The following is a 14,149-nucleotide window of genomic DNA, read 5'->3' as shown; positions in this document are numbered from 1 at the left end:
AATGGGCGTTGACGATGTTCGCTACTTATATTTAGTTCGCTACTAGGAGTTCGTTACTGTGTCAGTGAGTACCGAACGTGCACAAGGCTGGTTCTCGGCTGCAGAACTTGCTGGATTTGGGGAAAAGGTCGGCCTCCCCACCTCCGATCGGGGCTGCGCGAAGAGGGCAGCGCGGCAGGGGTGGCCTGCCAAGGTGGTTCCCGGCAAGGGCGGCAGGCGCGGCGAACTCACGCTCTACAGGCCGCCAGCGCCGATCCTCGCTGCGATATCAGCGCTCGACGGGGTTGTGATCGCGGACGAGGCCCATGCATCGGCTGGGTATGGAGACCCCAGGGCTATGGCCACGGAGGTCGCCATCCAGGAAGACCGCGTGCTGTATGGGATGACTGCCACCGCAAAGCTCGACACGCCAGAAGACGACGTGCGCCTTGAGATGCTCCTGGCGCTACTTCGGACAATGGAGGATCGGCTTCGCGACCCTGTATCCGCTGAAACGGCTGAGCGCATGCTCGAGGTGGTCGAGGCGTGGCGTGAGTTCGCCGCATGCTCTCCCCATCTCCAGGCTCGTCTGGAGGCTGTGCGCGTCGCCGCCCGTCTCTACAAGGCTCTCGGACTCCAGGGAGATCCGAAGTAGCGCCGGACTGTGCCAATTGACGCGCGAAACTGCGCACATTGCGTGCGAAATGTTCGCTTCTCGTTCCGGCCCGCGCCCGCCTCGAAACCCTTGCTGCGCCTAGCCTTCTCGCTGATTCCCGGGCGCTAACTCAGGTGTCAAAACGATCACCCCCCCACAATGCCTCACCCTCAGGCAGTGACATCACTTCTCGACATGCCGGCTTTAAAAGAGTCATATAATTTGAATCTTCAAGAGCCGGCAAGGAATCATGATGTTCTTCACTCGACAGAAGGAGCGGCTGCGCACCATCGAAGCCGAGAACCTGGCGTTGAAGCAGGCGAACGCGACGCTGAATGCGCGGGTCCAAGCGCTCGAAGCTGAAGGGGAGGCGTTACGCGCGCAGGTAGCGTCGCAGCGGCGTGAGCGTGCCGTCCTTGATGGTGTGTTCGCCAGTCTGGGAAGTTTTGGCGATTCGCTTGGTGGGGTGCGTGAATCCTTTTTCGGCCTAGCGACGACGCTCAACGACGAAAAGGCGTCTGCGCTCGAGGCCGCAGCGCAGTCCGACAGCAGCCGCAGCGCGTTCGAGGGGATCGCGGACAACCTGCACACCATGTTCGAGCGCATGGAAGAAGCCTCCAGAAACGTTGGCGCCCTCAGCCGGCGCGCCGAGGAGATCGGCGGTATCGTGCGCCTGATCAAGGAGATTGCCGACCAGACCAATCTGCTCGCCCTGAATGCGGCGATCGAGGCGGCGCGTGCCGGCGATGCGGGGCGGGGATTCGCGGTCGTTGCCGATGAAGTGCGCAAGCTTGCAGAACGGACGGCCGGTGCGACCACCGAGATCGCCACCCTGGTGGAGAACATCCGGGAAGAGACGCGGGCTGCGCGCGAGGTCATGGAACTCGGGGCATCGGACGCCGGCCGGCACGCCACCGAAAGCACGCTGGCGGTGCAGAGCATGAAGCATCTGCTTGAACTGTCGCGCCGCATGGAACAGGCGGTGACGTCTTCCGCCTTGCTCTCCAACGTCGAACTGGCGAACATCGACGAACTCACGCTGAAGCTCGAGGTGTACAAGGTCTTCCTCGGGGTCTCGACCCTGCGCCCTGAAGACCTGCCCGACGAGAAGCACTGCCGGCTCGGCCGGTGGTACTACGACGGGGAAGGGCGTGAGCGATTCGCCGGGCTGGCTGGATACGTCGAGCTCGAAGACCCGCATCGCGCAGTTCATGCGCATGCCCGGCGGGCGGTGGAACTCCATGCACAGGGCAAGCTCGAGGCAGCGCTGGGTGAGCTCCAGGCAATGGAGAAAGCCAATCTCACCGTGATGCGCGGCCTCGAGAGGATGCTCGACAAGGCGGTGGGGCGTTAACCGCGCCCGATGCTGCCGCCAGGCATCGATCCGAAAGGGGCGTCAGTCGAGGAGCGTTTCCAGCACAGGAAAAAGCTCCCGCTCCTCAAACCGAACGTGATCGATCAGTGCTTGCCCGGCTTGCGCCTGATTCGTGCCCCGGACCGCAGCCGCGAGCAAGCGCCTCAGCTGCGCGTGTTCTGCGCGCAGGCGTTCTGCGTATGTACCGTGACGATCCCCTTCAAGCAATGGCAGCAGATCGCGCTCTTCCTCGGCGAAGTGAGCCTCGATCGCCGGAAGCTCGGCACTGAGCTCGACCCGGGCGTCTCCGGTCAGGAGGTGCCGACCGAGACGCAGTGCAGTGTGATGCTCGCGGGAAAGCTTGACGAGGCGGGGATGGCGCTTCATGGCGGACGCTCGGAAGACTTTGATGAAACGGAGTTTTAGACAGCTCGCTTAAAGAGTCAATGAAAATGACTCTATTGCTGTTAGCATTCCGCCGGCGACCTTCCTTCCCCGCGTTCCGACCATGAACATCACACAGCACACCGACTATGCGCTTCGGGTTCTCATGTATCTCGGGGCATGCCCGACGCGGCGTGTCACCATCAAGGAGGTCGCCGAGCGCTTCGACATCTCGCGCAGCCATCTGATGAAGATCGTCACCGAATTGGTGGCGAAGGGGTTCGTCGACGGCGCGCGGGGCAAGGGGGGCGGCTTGAAGCTCGCGCGACCCGCAACCGAGATCGGCCTGGGCGACGTGGTTCGTCGGATAGAACCCAGTCTCGAGTTGGTCGAGTGTTTCGGTACGAAATCGCACTGCCTGCTCGATCCGGCGTGCCGGCTCAAGGGCGTGCTTGGTGACGCACTGCGCGCTTTCCTTTCTGCGCTGGATGGCACCACGCTTGCCGACCTCGTCGGCAGCGATGCGCGCGTGCACGAGGTGCTCAGGCTGGAGCCTCCGGGTAGCGACGCCTTGTCGATCGCGGTCATCAATCACGCCGGGCGAAAATAGCGCTCCTTGCCTCGCGTGCTGTGTCGGCCGTGCGCGCGGAACTCGGCGATCGAGAGCCGTCGCGACGGCGGACGTCCGGGATCGCCTGCTGGTGGCGGACGTGTGAGGGCCCCGCGGCTGACCGCAGAGCGTCGTGAAGCCTTGCAGAACGTTCAGATACGGCTACGATAGTGAGTAATTACTTACTTTGAGAGATGGCCGTGTCCTCCAAGCATCTTCCCGCTGCAACACGTCGAGAGGTCACCGTCGAAGCCGTGGTGGCTCTGGCGGCCGAACGAAACCCCAGCGACATCACCACGGCAGCAATCGCCAGCCACATGAAGCTGACACAGGGCGCATTGTTCCGCCACTTCCCGACCAAGGACGCGATCTGGGAGGCGGTCATGGGGTGGGTCGCCGAACGCCTGCTCGCCCGCGTCGACCGGGCGGCCACTGCCTGCGCATCGCCCCTCGCTGCCCTGCAGGCGATCTTCGAGGCGCATGTCGCCTTCGTGACCGAGCACCCCGGTGTTCCGCGCATGCTGTTCGGCGAACTTCAACGTGCGGAGGCGACGCCTGCCAAACGGGCGGCCCAGGCCTTGCTCCAGCGCTACGGCCAGCGTATCCGGGCGCATCTCCAGGCGGGCAGGGCGGCGGGCGAGATCTCGTCGGAACTTGACCTCGATGCGGCCGCAACGCTCTTCGTCGGCACGATCCAGGGCTTGGTCATGCAGTCCCTGATCGCGGGCGACATGGGGCTGATCCGCGATAGCGCACCACGGGTCTTTGCCATCTATCTCGCCGGCATCCGGAGTTCGACATGCGCGCGCTGAAACTGCATGGGCGCACCATCGCCCTGATTGCGATCATCGTGCCGCTCGTGCTCGTGTTCGCCTATGTTGCGATGCGCTCGGGCCCGCTGGCGCCGGTCAAGGTGACGGTGGTGCGCGTGCAGGAGGGCACGGTCTCGCCTGCCTTGTTCGGCATCGGCACCGTGGAGGCGCGTCACAGCTATCGCATCGGTCCGACGCTGGCCAGCCGGGTCAGGCGCGTGGAGGTGCAGGTCGGCGACCGGGTGCGTGCTGGCCAGGTGATCGGCGAGATGGATGCGGTCGATCTGTCGGACCGCATCCGTGCGCAGGAGGCCGCGCTCAAGCGGGCCCAGGCGGGTGTTCGCGAAGCCGAAGCACGCCAGGCCTTTGCGCAGGCGCAGTCGCGGCGCTACGACAAGCTGAGTGCCCTGCAAGCGGCCAGCGAGGAACTCGCGATCACTCGACGCCAGGAGCGCGAGATAGCGGAAGCGGGCCTGATCGCGGCACGAGAAGAGCTTGCGCGTGCGCAGTCGGAGCGCGCAGCCCTCGTGGCCCAACGCGACAGCCTGAAACTCGTTGCACCAGTCGATGGCGTGGTCACGTTGCGCGAGGCCGAACCGGGCACCACGGTGGTCGCCGGACAGGCGGTGGTGGAACTGATCGATCCGGCCAGCCTCTGGATCAACCTGCGGCTGGACCAGGTCAATGCGGGGGGATTGGCGAGCGAGTTGCCCGCCGGCATCGTCCTGCGCTCGCGCAGCGGAGAGGCCTTGCCGGGGCGTGTGCTGCGCGTGGAGCCGAAGGCGGACGCCGTCACCGAGGAACTCCTCGCCAAGGTCGTATTCGAGCATCGGCCCGAACCCGTCCCGCCAATAGGCGAACTGGCTGAGGTCACGGTCGCACTGCCCCTCGTGCAGGCTGCCGCAGTGGTTCCCAACGCAGCGCTGCGGCGCGAGGCCGGTGAGGTGGGCGTATGGCAGGTGAAGGACGGCCGCTTGCAGTTTGCGCCGCTCAAGCTGGGTGTGACGGACCTTGACGGACGGGTTCAGGTTCGCGAGGGACTGACCGCGGGGGACGAGATCGTCCTCTACAGCGAGCGCGCACTGAACAGCGGCAGCCGCATCGAGGTCGTTTCCTCGCTGCCCGGAGCGGAGAGGTGATCAGCCTTGCCGGCCGCGACATCCTGCATGGGTGGGGCAAGTTCGTCTTCACCGGATTTGGCCTCGGCCTGCTGATCGGCGTCACGCTGGTGATGGCGGGCGTGTATCGCGGCATGGTCGACGACGGCAAGGCGCTGCTCGACAACAGCGGCGCAGACCTCTGGGTGGTACAGCGCGACACGCTCGGGCCGTATGCGGAGTCCTCCAGCGTGCATGACGACACCTATCGGGGGCTGCTCGGCCTGCGCGGCATCGAGCGCGCGGCCAACGTCACCTACCTGACCATGCAGGTGCGCAAGGGCACGCAGGATGTGCGGGCGATGGTGGTCGGCATTGCGGCAGGGCGGCCGGGACAGGTGCTCGGCTGGCCGCCCTACCTGGTCGCGGGGCGGCAGATCACGCGTGGGCACTATGAAGCGGTGGCCGACAGCGCGACCGGCTTCCGGATCGGCGACCGGCTCAGCATCCGACGCAATCAATACACCGTCGTGGGGCTGACCCGACGCATGGTGTCGTCGTCAGGCGATCCGATGGTGTTCATTCCGCTCAAGGACGCGCAGGAAGCACAGTTCCTGAAGGATAACGACGCCATCTGGCAGAGCCGCCGTCGCACCGAAGCCAATCCCGCGCTGAACCGTCCCGGCGTACCCGGCCTGCTCGATGCGGTGCTGGCGTCGCAGAGTACCAACCCGTACGTCAATGCCGTGCTCGTCACCCTCGCACCGGGCTACGCGCCGGACGAAGTCGCCGAATCCATCCAGCGCTGGCAGCGGCTGACGGTATACACCCGGGCACAGATGGAAGGCATCCTGGTCGGCAAGCTGATCGCGACCTCGGCGCGCCAGATCGCCATGTTCCTCGTCATCCTCGCGGTCGTGAGCGCGGCCATCGTCGCCTTCATCATCTACACGCTGACGATGGACAAGATCCGTGAGATCGCAGTGCTCAAGCTCATCGGGACGCGCAACCGCACGATCGCGGGGATGATCCTGCAGCAGGCGGTGGCGCTCGGACTGATCGGCTTCGTGGTTGGCAAGATTGCTGCCACCTTCTCGGCGCCCTTCTTCCCGAAATATGTCCTGCTCGTACCCGCCGACACGGTTGCCGGCTTTGCGGCGGTGATGATCATCTGCGTGCTCGCCAGCCTGGTGTCGATTCGCCTCGCGTTGCGCGTTGATCCGGCCGAAGCGATCGGAGGCTGAGATGAGCATCCACGCAGGCAGGGGCATCCTCATCGAAGGTCTGACCAAACGCTACGGACACGGCGACACGGCGGTCGATGCGCTCAAGGGCGTGAACATGCATGTCGCCCCGGGCGAAGTGGTCGGCCTCATCGGCCCCTCCGGCTCCGGCAAGAGCACCTTGCTGAAGTGCCTCGGTGCCGTCATCGATCCCACCGCAGGACGCATGACGCTGGGAGACGACATGATCTTCGACAACCGCTGGAAGGTGCGCGACCTGCGCGCCTTGCGACGGGACAGGATCGGCTTCGTGTTCCAGGCGCCGTACCTGATTCCCTTCCTGAATGTGACGGACAACGTCGCCTTGCTGCCAATGCTCGCCGGTGTGTCCAACGCCGCTGCGCGTGCACAGGCGCTGGCGCTGCTGACTGCGCTCGACATCCAGCATCGCGCCGAAGCGATGCCGGCCCAGTTGTCGGGCGGCGAACAGCAGCGGGTCGCGATCGCACGCGGTCTGGTCAATCGCCCGCCGGTGATCCTCGCTGATGAGCCGACGGCACCGCTCGACAGCACACGGGCGATGGCGGTGGTGCGCATCCTGAATGACATGGCTGCCCAGTTCCAGACCGCCATCATCGTCGTGACCCATGACGAGAAGATCATCCCGACCTTCAAGCGGATCTATCACATTCGCGACGGGGTGACGCACGAGGAGGCGGGCGAAGGGCGCAGTGTCGGCTGAGGGGAAGGCGGCTGTCGATGCCGAACGGTGCGACCGTGCATGCGGGTGACCGCATCGACAAGGAGATTCCTGAACGCATGAGATTCCGGCTTTTCGCACTGTGAAAACGGGGATAATGGCCGCCATTTCGCTGAATGCGCCGTTTCAGGGTTCCCCCATGGAAATCAAGGTCAATTTTCTAGACAAGCTCCGTCTCGAGGCCAAGTTCGATGACTTCACGGTCATCGCCGATCAGCCCATCCGCTACAAGGGCGATGGCTCGGCGCCAGGTCCGTTCGATTACTTCCTGGCGTCGTCGGCATTGTGCGCGGCTTACTTCGTGAAGCTGTACTGCGAAACGCGCAGTATTTCTACAGACAATATTCGCCTTTCGCAGAACAACATTGTCGACCCGGAGAACCGCTACAAGCAGATCTTCAAGATCCAGATCGAACTGCCCGAGGATATTTCCGCCGCAGACCGCCAGGGCATCTTGCGCTCGGTCGAGCGTTGCACGGTCAAGAAGGTGGTGCAGACCGGGCCCGAGTTCGTGATCGAGGAAGTGGAGAATCTGGATGCGGATGCACAGGCCCTGCTGACGCTGAACCCGGATTCGGACGCATGCACCTACATTCTCGGCAAGGACCTGCCGCTGGAGCGGACCATCGCCAATATGTCGGAGGTTCTGGCGGATCTGGGCATCAAGATCGAGATTGCTTCATGGCGCAATCTCGTTCCCAACGTGTGGTCACTGCATATCCGCGACGCCCATTCGCCGATGTGTTTTACCAATGGCAAGGGTGCGAGCAAGGAAAGTGCGCTGGCGTCGGCCTTGGGGGAGTACATCGAGCGGCTGAACTGCAATCATTTCTACAATGACCAATTCTGGGGAGAGGACATTGCGAATGCGCCGTTCGTGCATTACCCGAATGAGCGCTGGTTCAAGCCTGGCCCCAAGGATGCGTTGCCGGCGGGAATTCTCGACGAATACTGCCTGCCGATCTACAACCCCGATGGCGAGTTGCGCGCCTCGCATCTGTACGACACCAACTCCGGCAACGTGCAGCGCGGCATCTGCGCGCTGCCGTATATTCGGCAGTCGGACGGTGCGGTGGTGTATTTCCCGTCCAACCTGATCGACAACCTCTATCTCAGCAATGGCATGAGCGCGGGCAACACGCTGGCCGAAGCGCAGGTGCAATGTCTTTCGGAGATCTTCGAGCGGGCGGTCAAGCGTGAGATTCTGGAAGGGGAAATCGCGCTGCCCGATGTCCCGCCCGAAGTGCTGGCGAAGTATCCGGGCATTCTGGCCGGCATCGAAGCGCTGGAAAAGCAGGGCTTTCCGGTGCTGGTGAAGGATGCGTCGCTGGGCGGGGTGTTTCCGGTGATGTCCGTCACCTTGATGAACCCGCGTACCGGCGGCGTGTTTGCCTCGTTCGGGGCGCATCCGAGCCTGGAGGTGGCGCTGGAACGCAGTCTTACCGAGTTGCTCCAGGGGCGCAGTTTCGAAGGCCTGAACGATCTGCCTCAGCCCACCTTCGAGACCGGCGCGGTCACCGAGCCGAACAACTTCGTCGAACACTTCATCGATTCCAGCGGCGTGGTGTCGTGGCGCTTCTTCAGCGCCAAGGCCGATTACGCGTTCGTCGAATGGGACTTCTCGGGCCAGGGCGAAAACTCCAATGCCGACGAAGCCGAGACCTTGTTCGGCATTCTCGAAGAGATGGGCAAGGAAGTTTACATGGCGGTGTATGACCAGCTCGGCGCAACGGCCTGCCGCATTCTGGTGCCCGGTTATTCGGAGATCTATCCGGTCGAGGATCTGATCTGGGACAACACCAACAAGGCACTTTCCTTCCGCGCCGATATCCTGAACCTGCATCGCCTCGACGACGCCAGCCTCGAGGCGCTGCTTGAACGCCTGGAAGAGAGCGAGCTCGACGAATACACCGACATCATCACCCTGATCGGCATCGAGTTTGACGAGAACACGGTCTGGGGGCAGCTGACGATTCTGGAACTGAAGCTGCTGATTCATCTCGCCCTGAAGCAGTTCGAGGCGGCGAAGGAGCGGGTGGAAGCCTTCCTGCAGTACAACGAGAACACGGTCGAGCGCGTGCTGTTTTACCAGGCCTTGAATGTGGTGCTCGAGGTGCTGCTGGACGACGACCTGGAACTGGACGATTACGAGCTCAATTTCCGCCGGATGTTTGGCGACGCGCGGATGGATGCAGTGCTGGGATCGGTCGATGGCAGCGTGCGCTTCTTCGGCCTGACGCCGACGAGCATGAAGCTGGAAGGGCTCGACAGGCACCAGCGCCTGATCGACAGCTACAAGAAGCTGCACGTGGCGCGAGCCCGCATGGCGGCTTGATCTGCAGGCCTCGCGCGCTTCGGTGTTCGCCGCGCGCGCAAGGCCTGAATGCCGGTGGCACTGCGCTCAGTTCCACCCCTCGAGCCGCATCGTCGCCCGGATCAGGCGCTGCTCCTCCTGTTCGATTTCCATGAAGCTTTCCCGCACGCTGTTGATGTGCTCGCGCGCGATGCGTTCCGCCCGTTCGGGCTGGCGATCCATGATCGCCTGGTAAAGGCGGTGGTGCTGGCGGTCGATCAGGCGCTTGTGGGCAGGGCGATGGTAGAGGTTGTTCACCGAGGCGAAGACGCTGCTCAGCATCAGGTCCGACAGGGACTGCAGCGTGTGCACCAGCACGGCGTTGTGCGAAGCCTCGCTGATGGCGCGGTGGAAGTCGTGGTCGAGGCGGGCATGGTCCTCGGCCGAGGTGGCGCGGATGTCCTGTTCGCGGGCCACCATGTCCTCGTAGCGGCGCCGGATCGACACGAGGTCGGCGACCGTGGCGCGCAGTGCGGCCAGGCGGGCCGCTTCGCTCTCGAGCAGGGCGCGTACTTCCAGCAGGTCGTAGACCGTGCGCGGTTGCGTGCTGAACAGGTGCATCAACGGGCTGTTGTCGCGCTCGGCCGACAGGCGTGCGACGAACGAGCCGCTGCCGTGCCGTGTCTCGATGATGCCCAGTCCGCGCAGTACCCGTAGCCCTTCGCGCAGTGCGGAGCGCGATGTGCCCAGTTTTTCACACAGACGACGCTCGGAAGGCAGGGCCTGACCCACCTTCAGCACGCCGTCGGTAATGAGGCGTTCGATGCGCTCGGCGACGATATCGGCGACCTGCTGCCGTTCGGTGACGCCGGCATGGCCTCCGGAGACATTTTCCATAGTGGTCGGACCAGTTTCGCGGAGAGGGGTTGTTGATGACCCGATAAGTCCGTACTGCGTGACGGTTACGGACTCTTTTGTAACGAGGATGAAACGATAGGCCAAAAAAACTGGTACGACCAGTAGAAGAATGCTTGGAGCGTCCGGGTAATGGACTTAGGATTTCGCGGTCGTACCACCACCTCGCACCTGCGAAGTGGGTGGTGCCCCCGAAACGACGTCCGGACGGATCCGCGATGAACATTCTGTACAACGAGGAAATCGATGGCCCGCTGAGCAAGGTGGATCGTGCCGATCTCTTTGCCGAGCTGCGCCAGGCCATGCCCGACCTGCTGATCCTCCACCGCGAGGAGGATCTGCGCCCCTACGAGTGCGACGGCCTTGCCGCCTACCGCACGGTGCCCTTGCTGGCGGTGCTGCCCGAGCGGGTGGAGCAGGTCGAGTCCATCCTGCGCATCTGTCACGCGCGGCGCGTGCCGGTGGTGGCGCGCGGCGCGGGCACCGGGCTGTCGGGGGGCGCGCTGCCGCTGGCCCAGGGCGTGCTGCTGGTGATGGCGCGCTTCAACCGCATCCTCGAACTGAACCCCAAGGGGCGCTACGCGCGTGTCCAGCCCGGTGTGCGCAACCTGGCGATCTCGCAGGCAGCCGCACCCTACGAGCTGTACTACGCCCCTGATCCCTCATCGCAGATCGCCTGTTCGATCGGCGGCAACGTTGCCGAGAACGCGGGCGGCGTGCACTGCCTCAAGTACGGCCTGACCGTGCATAACGTGATGAAGATCGAGGTGCTCACGATGGAGGGCGAACGCATCACGCTGGGTGCGGATGCGCTCGACGCGCCGGGCTTCGACCTCCTGGCGCTGTTCACCGGCTCGGAAGGCATGCTTGGCATCGTGACCGAGGTGACGGTGAAGCTGCTGCCCAAGCCGCGCGTGGCGCGCGTGCTGATGGCGAGCTTCGATTCGGTGGAGGCGGCGGGCAAGGCGGTGGCCGACATCATCGGCGCCGGCATCATCCCCGGCGGTCTGGAGATGATGGACAAGCTTGCGATCCAGGCCGCGGAGGACTTCATCCACGCCGGCTACCCGGTCGAGGCCGAGGCCATCCTGTTGTGCGAACTCGACGGTGTTGAGCTCGACGTGGCCGAAGACATCGAGCGCGTGCGCGCGGTGCTCGACGAGGCGGGCGCCACCGCGGTGAGCCTGGCGCGCGACGAAGCCGAGCGCGCGCTGTTCTGGGCCGGGCGCAAGAATGCCTTCCCGGCGGTGGGGCGCATGTCGCCAGACTACTACTGCATGGACGGCACCATCCCCCGGCGCCACCTGCCCAAGGTGCTGCGCGGCACGGCCGAGCTTTCCGAACAGTACGGGCTGCGCGTGGCCAACGTGTTCCACGCCGGCGACGGCAACATGCACCCGCTGATCCTGTTCGATGCCAACGAGCCGGGCGCACTGGAGCGCGCCGAGGAGCTTGGCGGCAAGATCCTCGAACTGTGCGTGGCTGTGGGCGGCACGATCACCGGCGAGCATGGTGTGGGCCGCGAGAAGATCAACCAGATGTGCGTGCAGTTCAACGTTGATGAACTCAGCTTCTTCCACGCGGTGAAGGCGGCGTTCGACGAGCACGCCCTGCTGAACCCAGGCAAGAACATTCCGACGCTGCGCCGCTGCGCGGAGAACGGCGCCATGCGCGTGCATCAGGGCAAGATGCCCTTCCCGGAACTGGAGCGTTTCTGATGAAGATCGAAGTACGAGACGCCGACCGCAGCGAAGATCTGCTGGCGCAGGTCTACACCGCGCTGGCAACCAACACACCGGTCCTGATCCAGGGCGGTGGGACGAAGTCATTCTATGGCCGGGCGACGAGCGGCGCACTGCTCGACACGCGCGCGCACCGCGGCATCGTCAGCTACGACCCGACCGAGCTGGTCGTTACGGTGCGTGCCGGTACGCCGCTGGCCGAACTTGAAGCCGTACTCGACCAATCCGGCCAGATGCTGGCTTTCGAGCCGCCGTACTTCGGCGAGGGCGCAACGGTCGGCGGCATGGTCGCAGCAGGCCTGTCCGGTCCGCGCCGGCCGTGGGTGGGTTCCGTGCGCGACTTCGTGCTCGGCTGTCGTGTCATCACCGGCAATGGCAAGCACCTGCGCTTCGGCGGCGAAGTCATGAAGAACGTTGCCGGTTACGACGTCTCGCGCCTGATGGCGGGCAGTCTGGGCAGTCTGGGGCTGCTGACCGAGGTGTCCTTCAAGGTACTGCCCAAGCCGCGCAGCAGCCTCACGCTGCGCCTCGAGATGGACGTCGACACCGCGCTCGTGCGCTTCGCGGAGTGGGGGCAACAGCCGCTGCCGATCACCGCGGCCTGCCACGACGGCGAAGGCCTGATGCTGCGGCTCGAAGGCGGGGAGGGCTCGGTGAAGGCCGCGCGCGAGCATCTCGGTGGCGAAGAGGTGTCGGCCACCTTCTGGGGGGCACTGCGCGAGCAGACGCTCGACTTCTTCTCGAACCCCGCACCGCTGTGGCGGATTTCGGTCGCCAACGATAGCCGTCCGCGCTTGCCGGAGGGCGCGCAACTGGTCGACTGGGGGGGCGCACAGCGCTGGCTCAAGACCGACGCCGCTGCCGCCACCTTGCGCGGTGCCGCGGCGGCTGCCGGTGGCCATGCCTGCTGCTTCACGCCGGGCGCGGCGGAGAGCCCACTGCATCCGCTGCCCGAGGTGCTGATGCGCTATCACCGCCGGCTCAAGGAGCAGCTCGATCCGCAGGGCATCTTCAACCCCGGTCGCATGTACGACGGGCTGTGATGCACGCCTCCGAACCCGCACCGAATCCGCCAGAGAACGATCCATGCAAACCAACCTGAGCGAAGCCGCACGCAAGCTGCCCGGCGCCGAGATTGCCGAGAGCGTGCTGCGCACCTGCGTGCATTGCGGTTTCTGCAATGCCACGTGCCCGACCTACCAGTTGCTGGGCGACGAGCTCGACGGCCCGCGCGGCCGCATCTACCTGATGAAGCAGATGCTGGAGGGCGGCGAAGTCTCCGCCAGCACGCGCATGCACCTCGACCGCTGCCTCACCTGCCGCAACTGCGAAACGACCTGCCCGTCGGGCGTGCAGTACCACAAGCTGCTCGACATTGGCCGCACCGCGATCGAACAGTGGGCGCCGCGTCCGCTGGGCGAGGTCGTCCAGCGCGCTGCGCTGCGGGCCGTGGTGCCGCGTCCGACGCTGTTCAAGACACTGGTGCAGATCGGCGAGGCCGTGCGCCCGGTGCTGCCCGAGTCGCTCGCTGCCAAGCTGCCGCGTCACAAGTCACCGGCCAAGCCGCGGCCGACCAGCCAGCATGCGCGCAAGGTCCTGATGCTCGAAGGTTGCGTGCAACCCGGCTTTGCGCCCAACACCAATGCGGCCGCGGCCCGCGTGCTCGACCGCCTGGGCATCAGCGTGGTGCCGGCGCACGAGGCCGGTTGCTGTGGCGCGGTGGATTTCCACCTCAATGCCCAGGACACCGGCCTCGATCGCGCACGACGCAACATCGACGCCTGGTGGCCCGCCATCGAAGCGGGTGCCGAGGCCATCGTGCAGACGGCCAGCGGTTGCGGCGCCTTCGTCAAGGAGTATGGCTTCGTGCTGCGCGACGATCCGGCCTACGCAGCCAAGGCGGCCCGCGTGAGCGCGCTGGCGAAGGACCTCGTCGAGGTGCTGCGCGCGGAGCCGCTGGAGAAGCTCGGCATCCGTGGCGACAAGCGCCTGGCCTTCCATTGCCCATGCACGCAGCAGCACGCGCAGAAGCTCGGCGGTGCGGTCGAAGGGGTGCTCTCCCGCCTCGGGTTCGACCTCACGCCCGTCCCGGACAGCCACCTGTGCTGCGGCTCGGCCGGGACCTACTCGCTGACCCAGCCCGAACTGTCGCGCAAGCTGCGCGACAACAAGCTCGATGCGCTGGAGAGCGGCAAGCCCGAACTGATCGTGACCGCCAACATCGGCTGTCAGACCCACCTCGACGGCGCCGGACGCACGCCTGTGCGTCACTGGATCGAGATCGTCGAGGAAGCCATCGGCTGACTCCCTCTCGCCGGGCAGACG

The 14,149-nt window shown here is 64.9% G+C and carries 13 protein-coding genes; 11 read left to right on the top strand and 2 right to left on the bottom strand.

What is annotated here, in order from left to right; translation table 11 throughout:
• Positions 1–64: 64 nt before the first annotated feature.
• Both C664_RS20185 and C664_RS21130 read left to right on the top strand, forming a co-directional pair.
• Complete coding sequence (locus tag C664_RS20185; RefSeq protein WP_232435044.1) at positions 65–634, top strand: phage repressor protein; 570 nt, start codon at positions 65–67, stop codon at positions 632–634.
• Positions 635–887: 253 nt separating this feature from the next.
• Positions 888–1,988: a methyl-accepting chemotaxis protein gene (locus C664_RS21130; protein ID WP_038010502.1), complete on the top strand. Its 1,101-nt coding sequence runs from the start codon at positions 888–890 to the stop codon at positions 1,986–1,988.
• Between the two features lie 42 nt (positions 1,989–2,030).
• On the opposite strand, the gene C664_RS20180 is transcribed toward C664_RS21130, so the two are convergent.
• Positions 2,031–2,375: a hemerythrin domain-containing protein gene (locus tag C664_RS20180; protein WP_082794245.1), complete on the bottom strand. Its 345-nt coding sequence runs from the start codon at positions 2,373–2,375 to the stop codon at positions 2,031–2,033.
• Positions 2,376–2,496: 121 nt separating this feature from the next.
• Here C664_RS20180 and C664_RS01110 point away from each other — a divergent pair, with 121 nt between their 5' ends.
• The 6 genes from C664_RS01110 to C664_RS01085 all read left to right on the top strand — a co-directional run bounded on the left by C664_RS01110 (position 2,497) and on the right by C664_RS01085 (position 9,209).
• Positions 2,497–2,982, top strand: coding sequence for an RrF2 family transcriptional regulator (locus tag C664_RS01110; protein WP_004251600.1), 486 nt, complete (start codon positions 2,497–2,499; stop codon positions 2,980–2,982).
• Positions 2,983–3,176: 194 nt separating this feature from the next.
• Positions 3,177–3,794: a TetR/AcrR family transcriptional regulator gene (locus tag C664_RS01105; protein ID WP_004251597.1), complete on the top strand. Its 618-nt coding sequence runs from the start codon at positions 3,177–3,179 to the stop codon at positions 3,792–3,794.
• Positions 3,782–4,933 carry an efflux RND transporter periplasmic adaptor subunit gene (locus C664_RS01100; protein ID WP_004251593.1) on the top strand — a complete coding sequence of 384 codons (1,152 nt, stop codon included), beginning with the start codon at positions 3,782–3,784 and terminating at the stop codon, positions 4,931–4,933. Before C664_RS01105 ends, C664_RS01100 begins: the two co-directional genes overlap by 13 nt.
• On the top strand, positions 4,930–6,135 hold the full coding sequence (locus tag C664_RS01095) for an ABC transporter permease (RefSeq protein ID WP_004251589.1): 1,206 nt from the start codon (positions 4,930–4,932) through the stop codon (positions 6,133–6,135). The genes C664_RS01100 and C664_RS01095 overlap by 4 nt, the downstream gene beginning before the upstream one ends.
• A gap of 1 nt (position 6,136) precedes the next feature.
• Positions 6,137–6,856 (top strand): ABC transporter ATP-binding protein, encoded by a 720-nt coding sequence (locus tag C664_RS01090; RefSeq protein ID WP_004251586.1) that lies wholly within the window; start codon positions 6,137–6,139, stop codon positions 6,854–6,856.
• A gap of 157 nt (positions 6,857–7,013) precedes the next feature.
• Positions 7,014–9,209, top strand: a complete 2,196-nt coding sequence (locus C664_RS01085; protein WP_004251582.1) for an OsmC domain/YcaO domain-containing protein — start codon at positions 7,014–7,016, stop codon at positions 9,207–9,209.
• Positions 9,210–9,275: 66 nt separating this feature from the next.
• On the opposite strand, the gene glcC is transcribed toward C664_RS01085, so the two are convergent.
• Positions 9,276–10,064: a transcriptional regulator GlcC gene (gene glcC, locus C664_RS01080; RefSeq protein WP_004251579.1), complete on the bottom strand. Its 789-nt coding sequence runs from the start codon at positions 10,062–10,064 to the stop codon at positions 9,276–9,278.
• Between the two features lie 236 nt (positions 10,065–10,300).
• Between glcC and glcD the strand changes: the two genes are divergently transcribed.
• From glcD to glcF, 3 genes are read left to right on the top strand one after another with little or no spacing between them, the layout of a single operon-like run.
• Positions 10,301–11,800 carry a glycolate oxidase subunit GlcD gene (glcD, locus tag C664_RS01075; RefSeq protein ID WP_004251576.1) on the top strand — a complete coding sequence of 500 codons (1,500 nt, stop codon included), beginning with the start codon at positions 10,301–10,303 and terminating at the stop codon, positions 11,798–11,800.
• Positions 11,800–12,867, top strand: coding sequence for a glycolate oxidase subunit GlcE (gene glcE, locus C664_RS01070; protein ID WP_004251571.1), 1,068 nt, complete (start codon positions 11,800–11,802; stop codon positions 12,865–12,867). The genes glcD and glcE overlap by 1 nt, the downstream gene beginning before the upstream one ends.
• 43 nt (positions 12,868–12,910) lie before the next feature.
• Complete coding sequence (glcF, locus tag C664_RS01065; protein ID WP_004251568.1) at positions 12,911–14,128, top strand: glycolate oxidase subunit GlcF; 1,218 nt, start codon at positions 12,911–12,913, stop codon at positions 14,126–14,128.
• Positions 14,129–14,149 lie beyond the last annotated feature (21 nt).

Origin of the sequence: Thauera sp. 63, assembly GCF_000310165.2 — a bacterium.
In the GTDB taxonomy this organism is placed as follows: domain Bacteria; phylum Pseudomonadota; class Gammaproteobacteria; order Burkholderiales; family Rhodocyclaceae; genus Thauera; species Thauera humireducens.
This window is presented reverse-complemented; position numbering and strand designations above follow the sequence as displayed.

Bases quoted from the DNA above. Each gene is read 5' to 3' on its own strand.
- C664_RS01110 (WP_004251600.1), top strand. From the start codon at position 2,497: ATGAACATCACACAGCACACCGACTATGCGCTTCGGGTTCTCATGTAT.
- glcF (WP_004251568.1), top strand. From the start codon at position 12,911: ATGCAAACCAACCTGAGCGAAGCCGCACGCAAGCTGCCCGGCGCCGAG.
- C664_RS21130 (WP_038010502.1), top strand. From the start codon at position 888: ATGTTCTTCACTCGACAGAAGGAGCGGCTGCGCACCATCGAAGCCGAG.
- C664_RS01100 (WP_004251593.1), top strand. From the start codon at position 3,782: ATGCGCGCGCTGAAACTGCATGGGCGCACCATCGCCCTGATTGCGATC.
- glcD (WP_004251576.1), top strand. From the start codon at position 10,301: ATGAACATTCTGTACAACGAGGAAATCGATGGCCCGCTGAGCAAGGTG.
- C664_RS20180 (WP_082794245.1), bottom strand. From the start codon at position 2,375: ATGAAGCGCCATCCCCGCCTCGTCAAGCTTTCCCGCGAGCATCACACT.
- C664_RS01085 (WP_004251582.1), top strand. From the start codon at position 7,014: ATGGAAATCAAGGTCAATTTTCTAGACAAGCTCCGTCTCGAGGCCAAG.
- C664_RS01105 (WP_004251597.1), top strand. From the start codon at position 3,177: ATGGCCGTGTCCTCCAAGCATCTTCCCGCTGCAACACGTCGAGAGGTC.
- C664_RS01090 (WP_004251586.1), top strand. From the start codon at position 6,137: ATGAGCATCCACGCAGGCAGGGGCATCCTCATCGAAGGTCTGACCAAA.
- glcC (WP_004251579.1), bottom strand. From the start codon at position 10,064: ATGGAAAATGTCTCCGGAGGCCATGCCGGCGTCACCGAACGGCAGCAG.
- glcE (WP_004251571.1), top strand. From the start codon at position 11,800: ATGAAGATCGAAGTACGAGACGCCGACCGCAGCGAAGATCTGCTGGCG.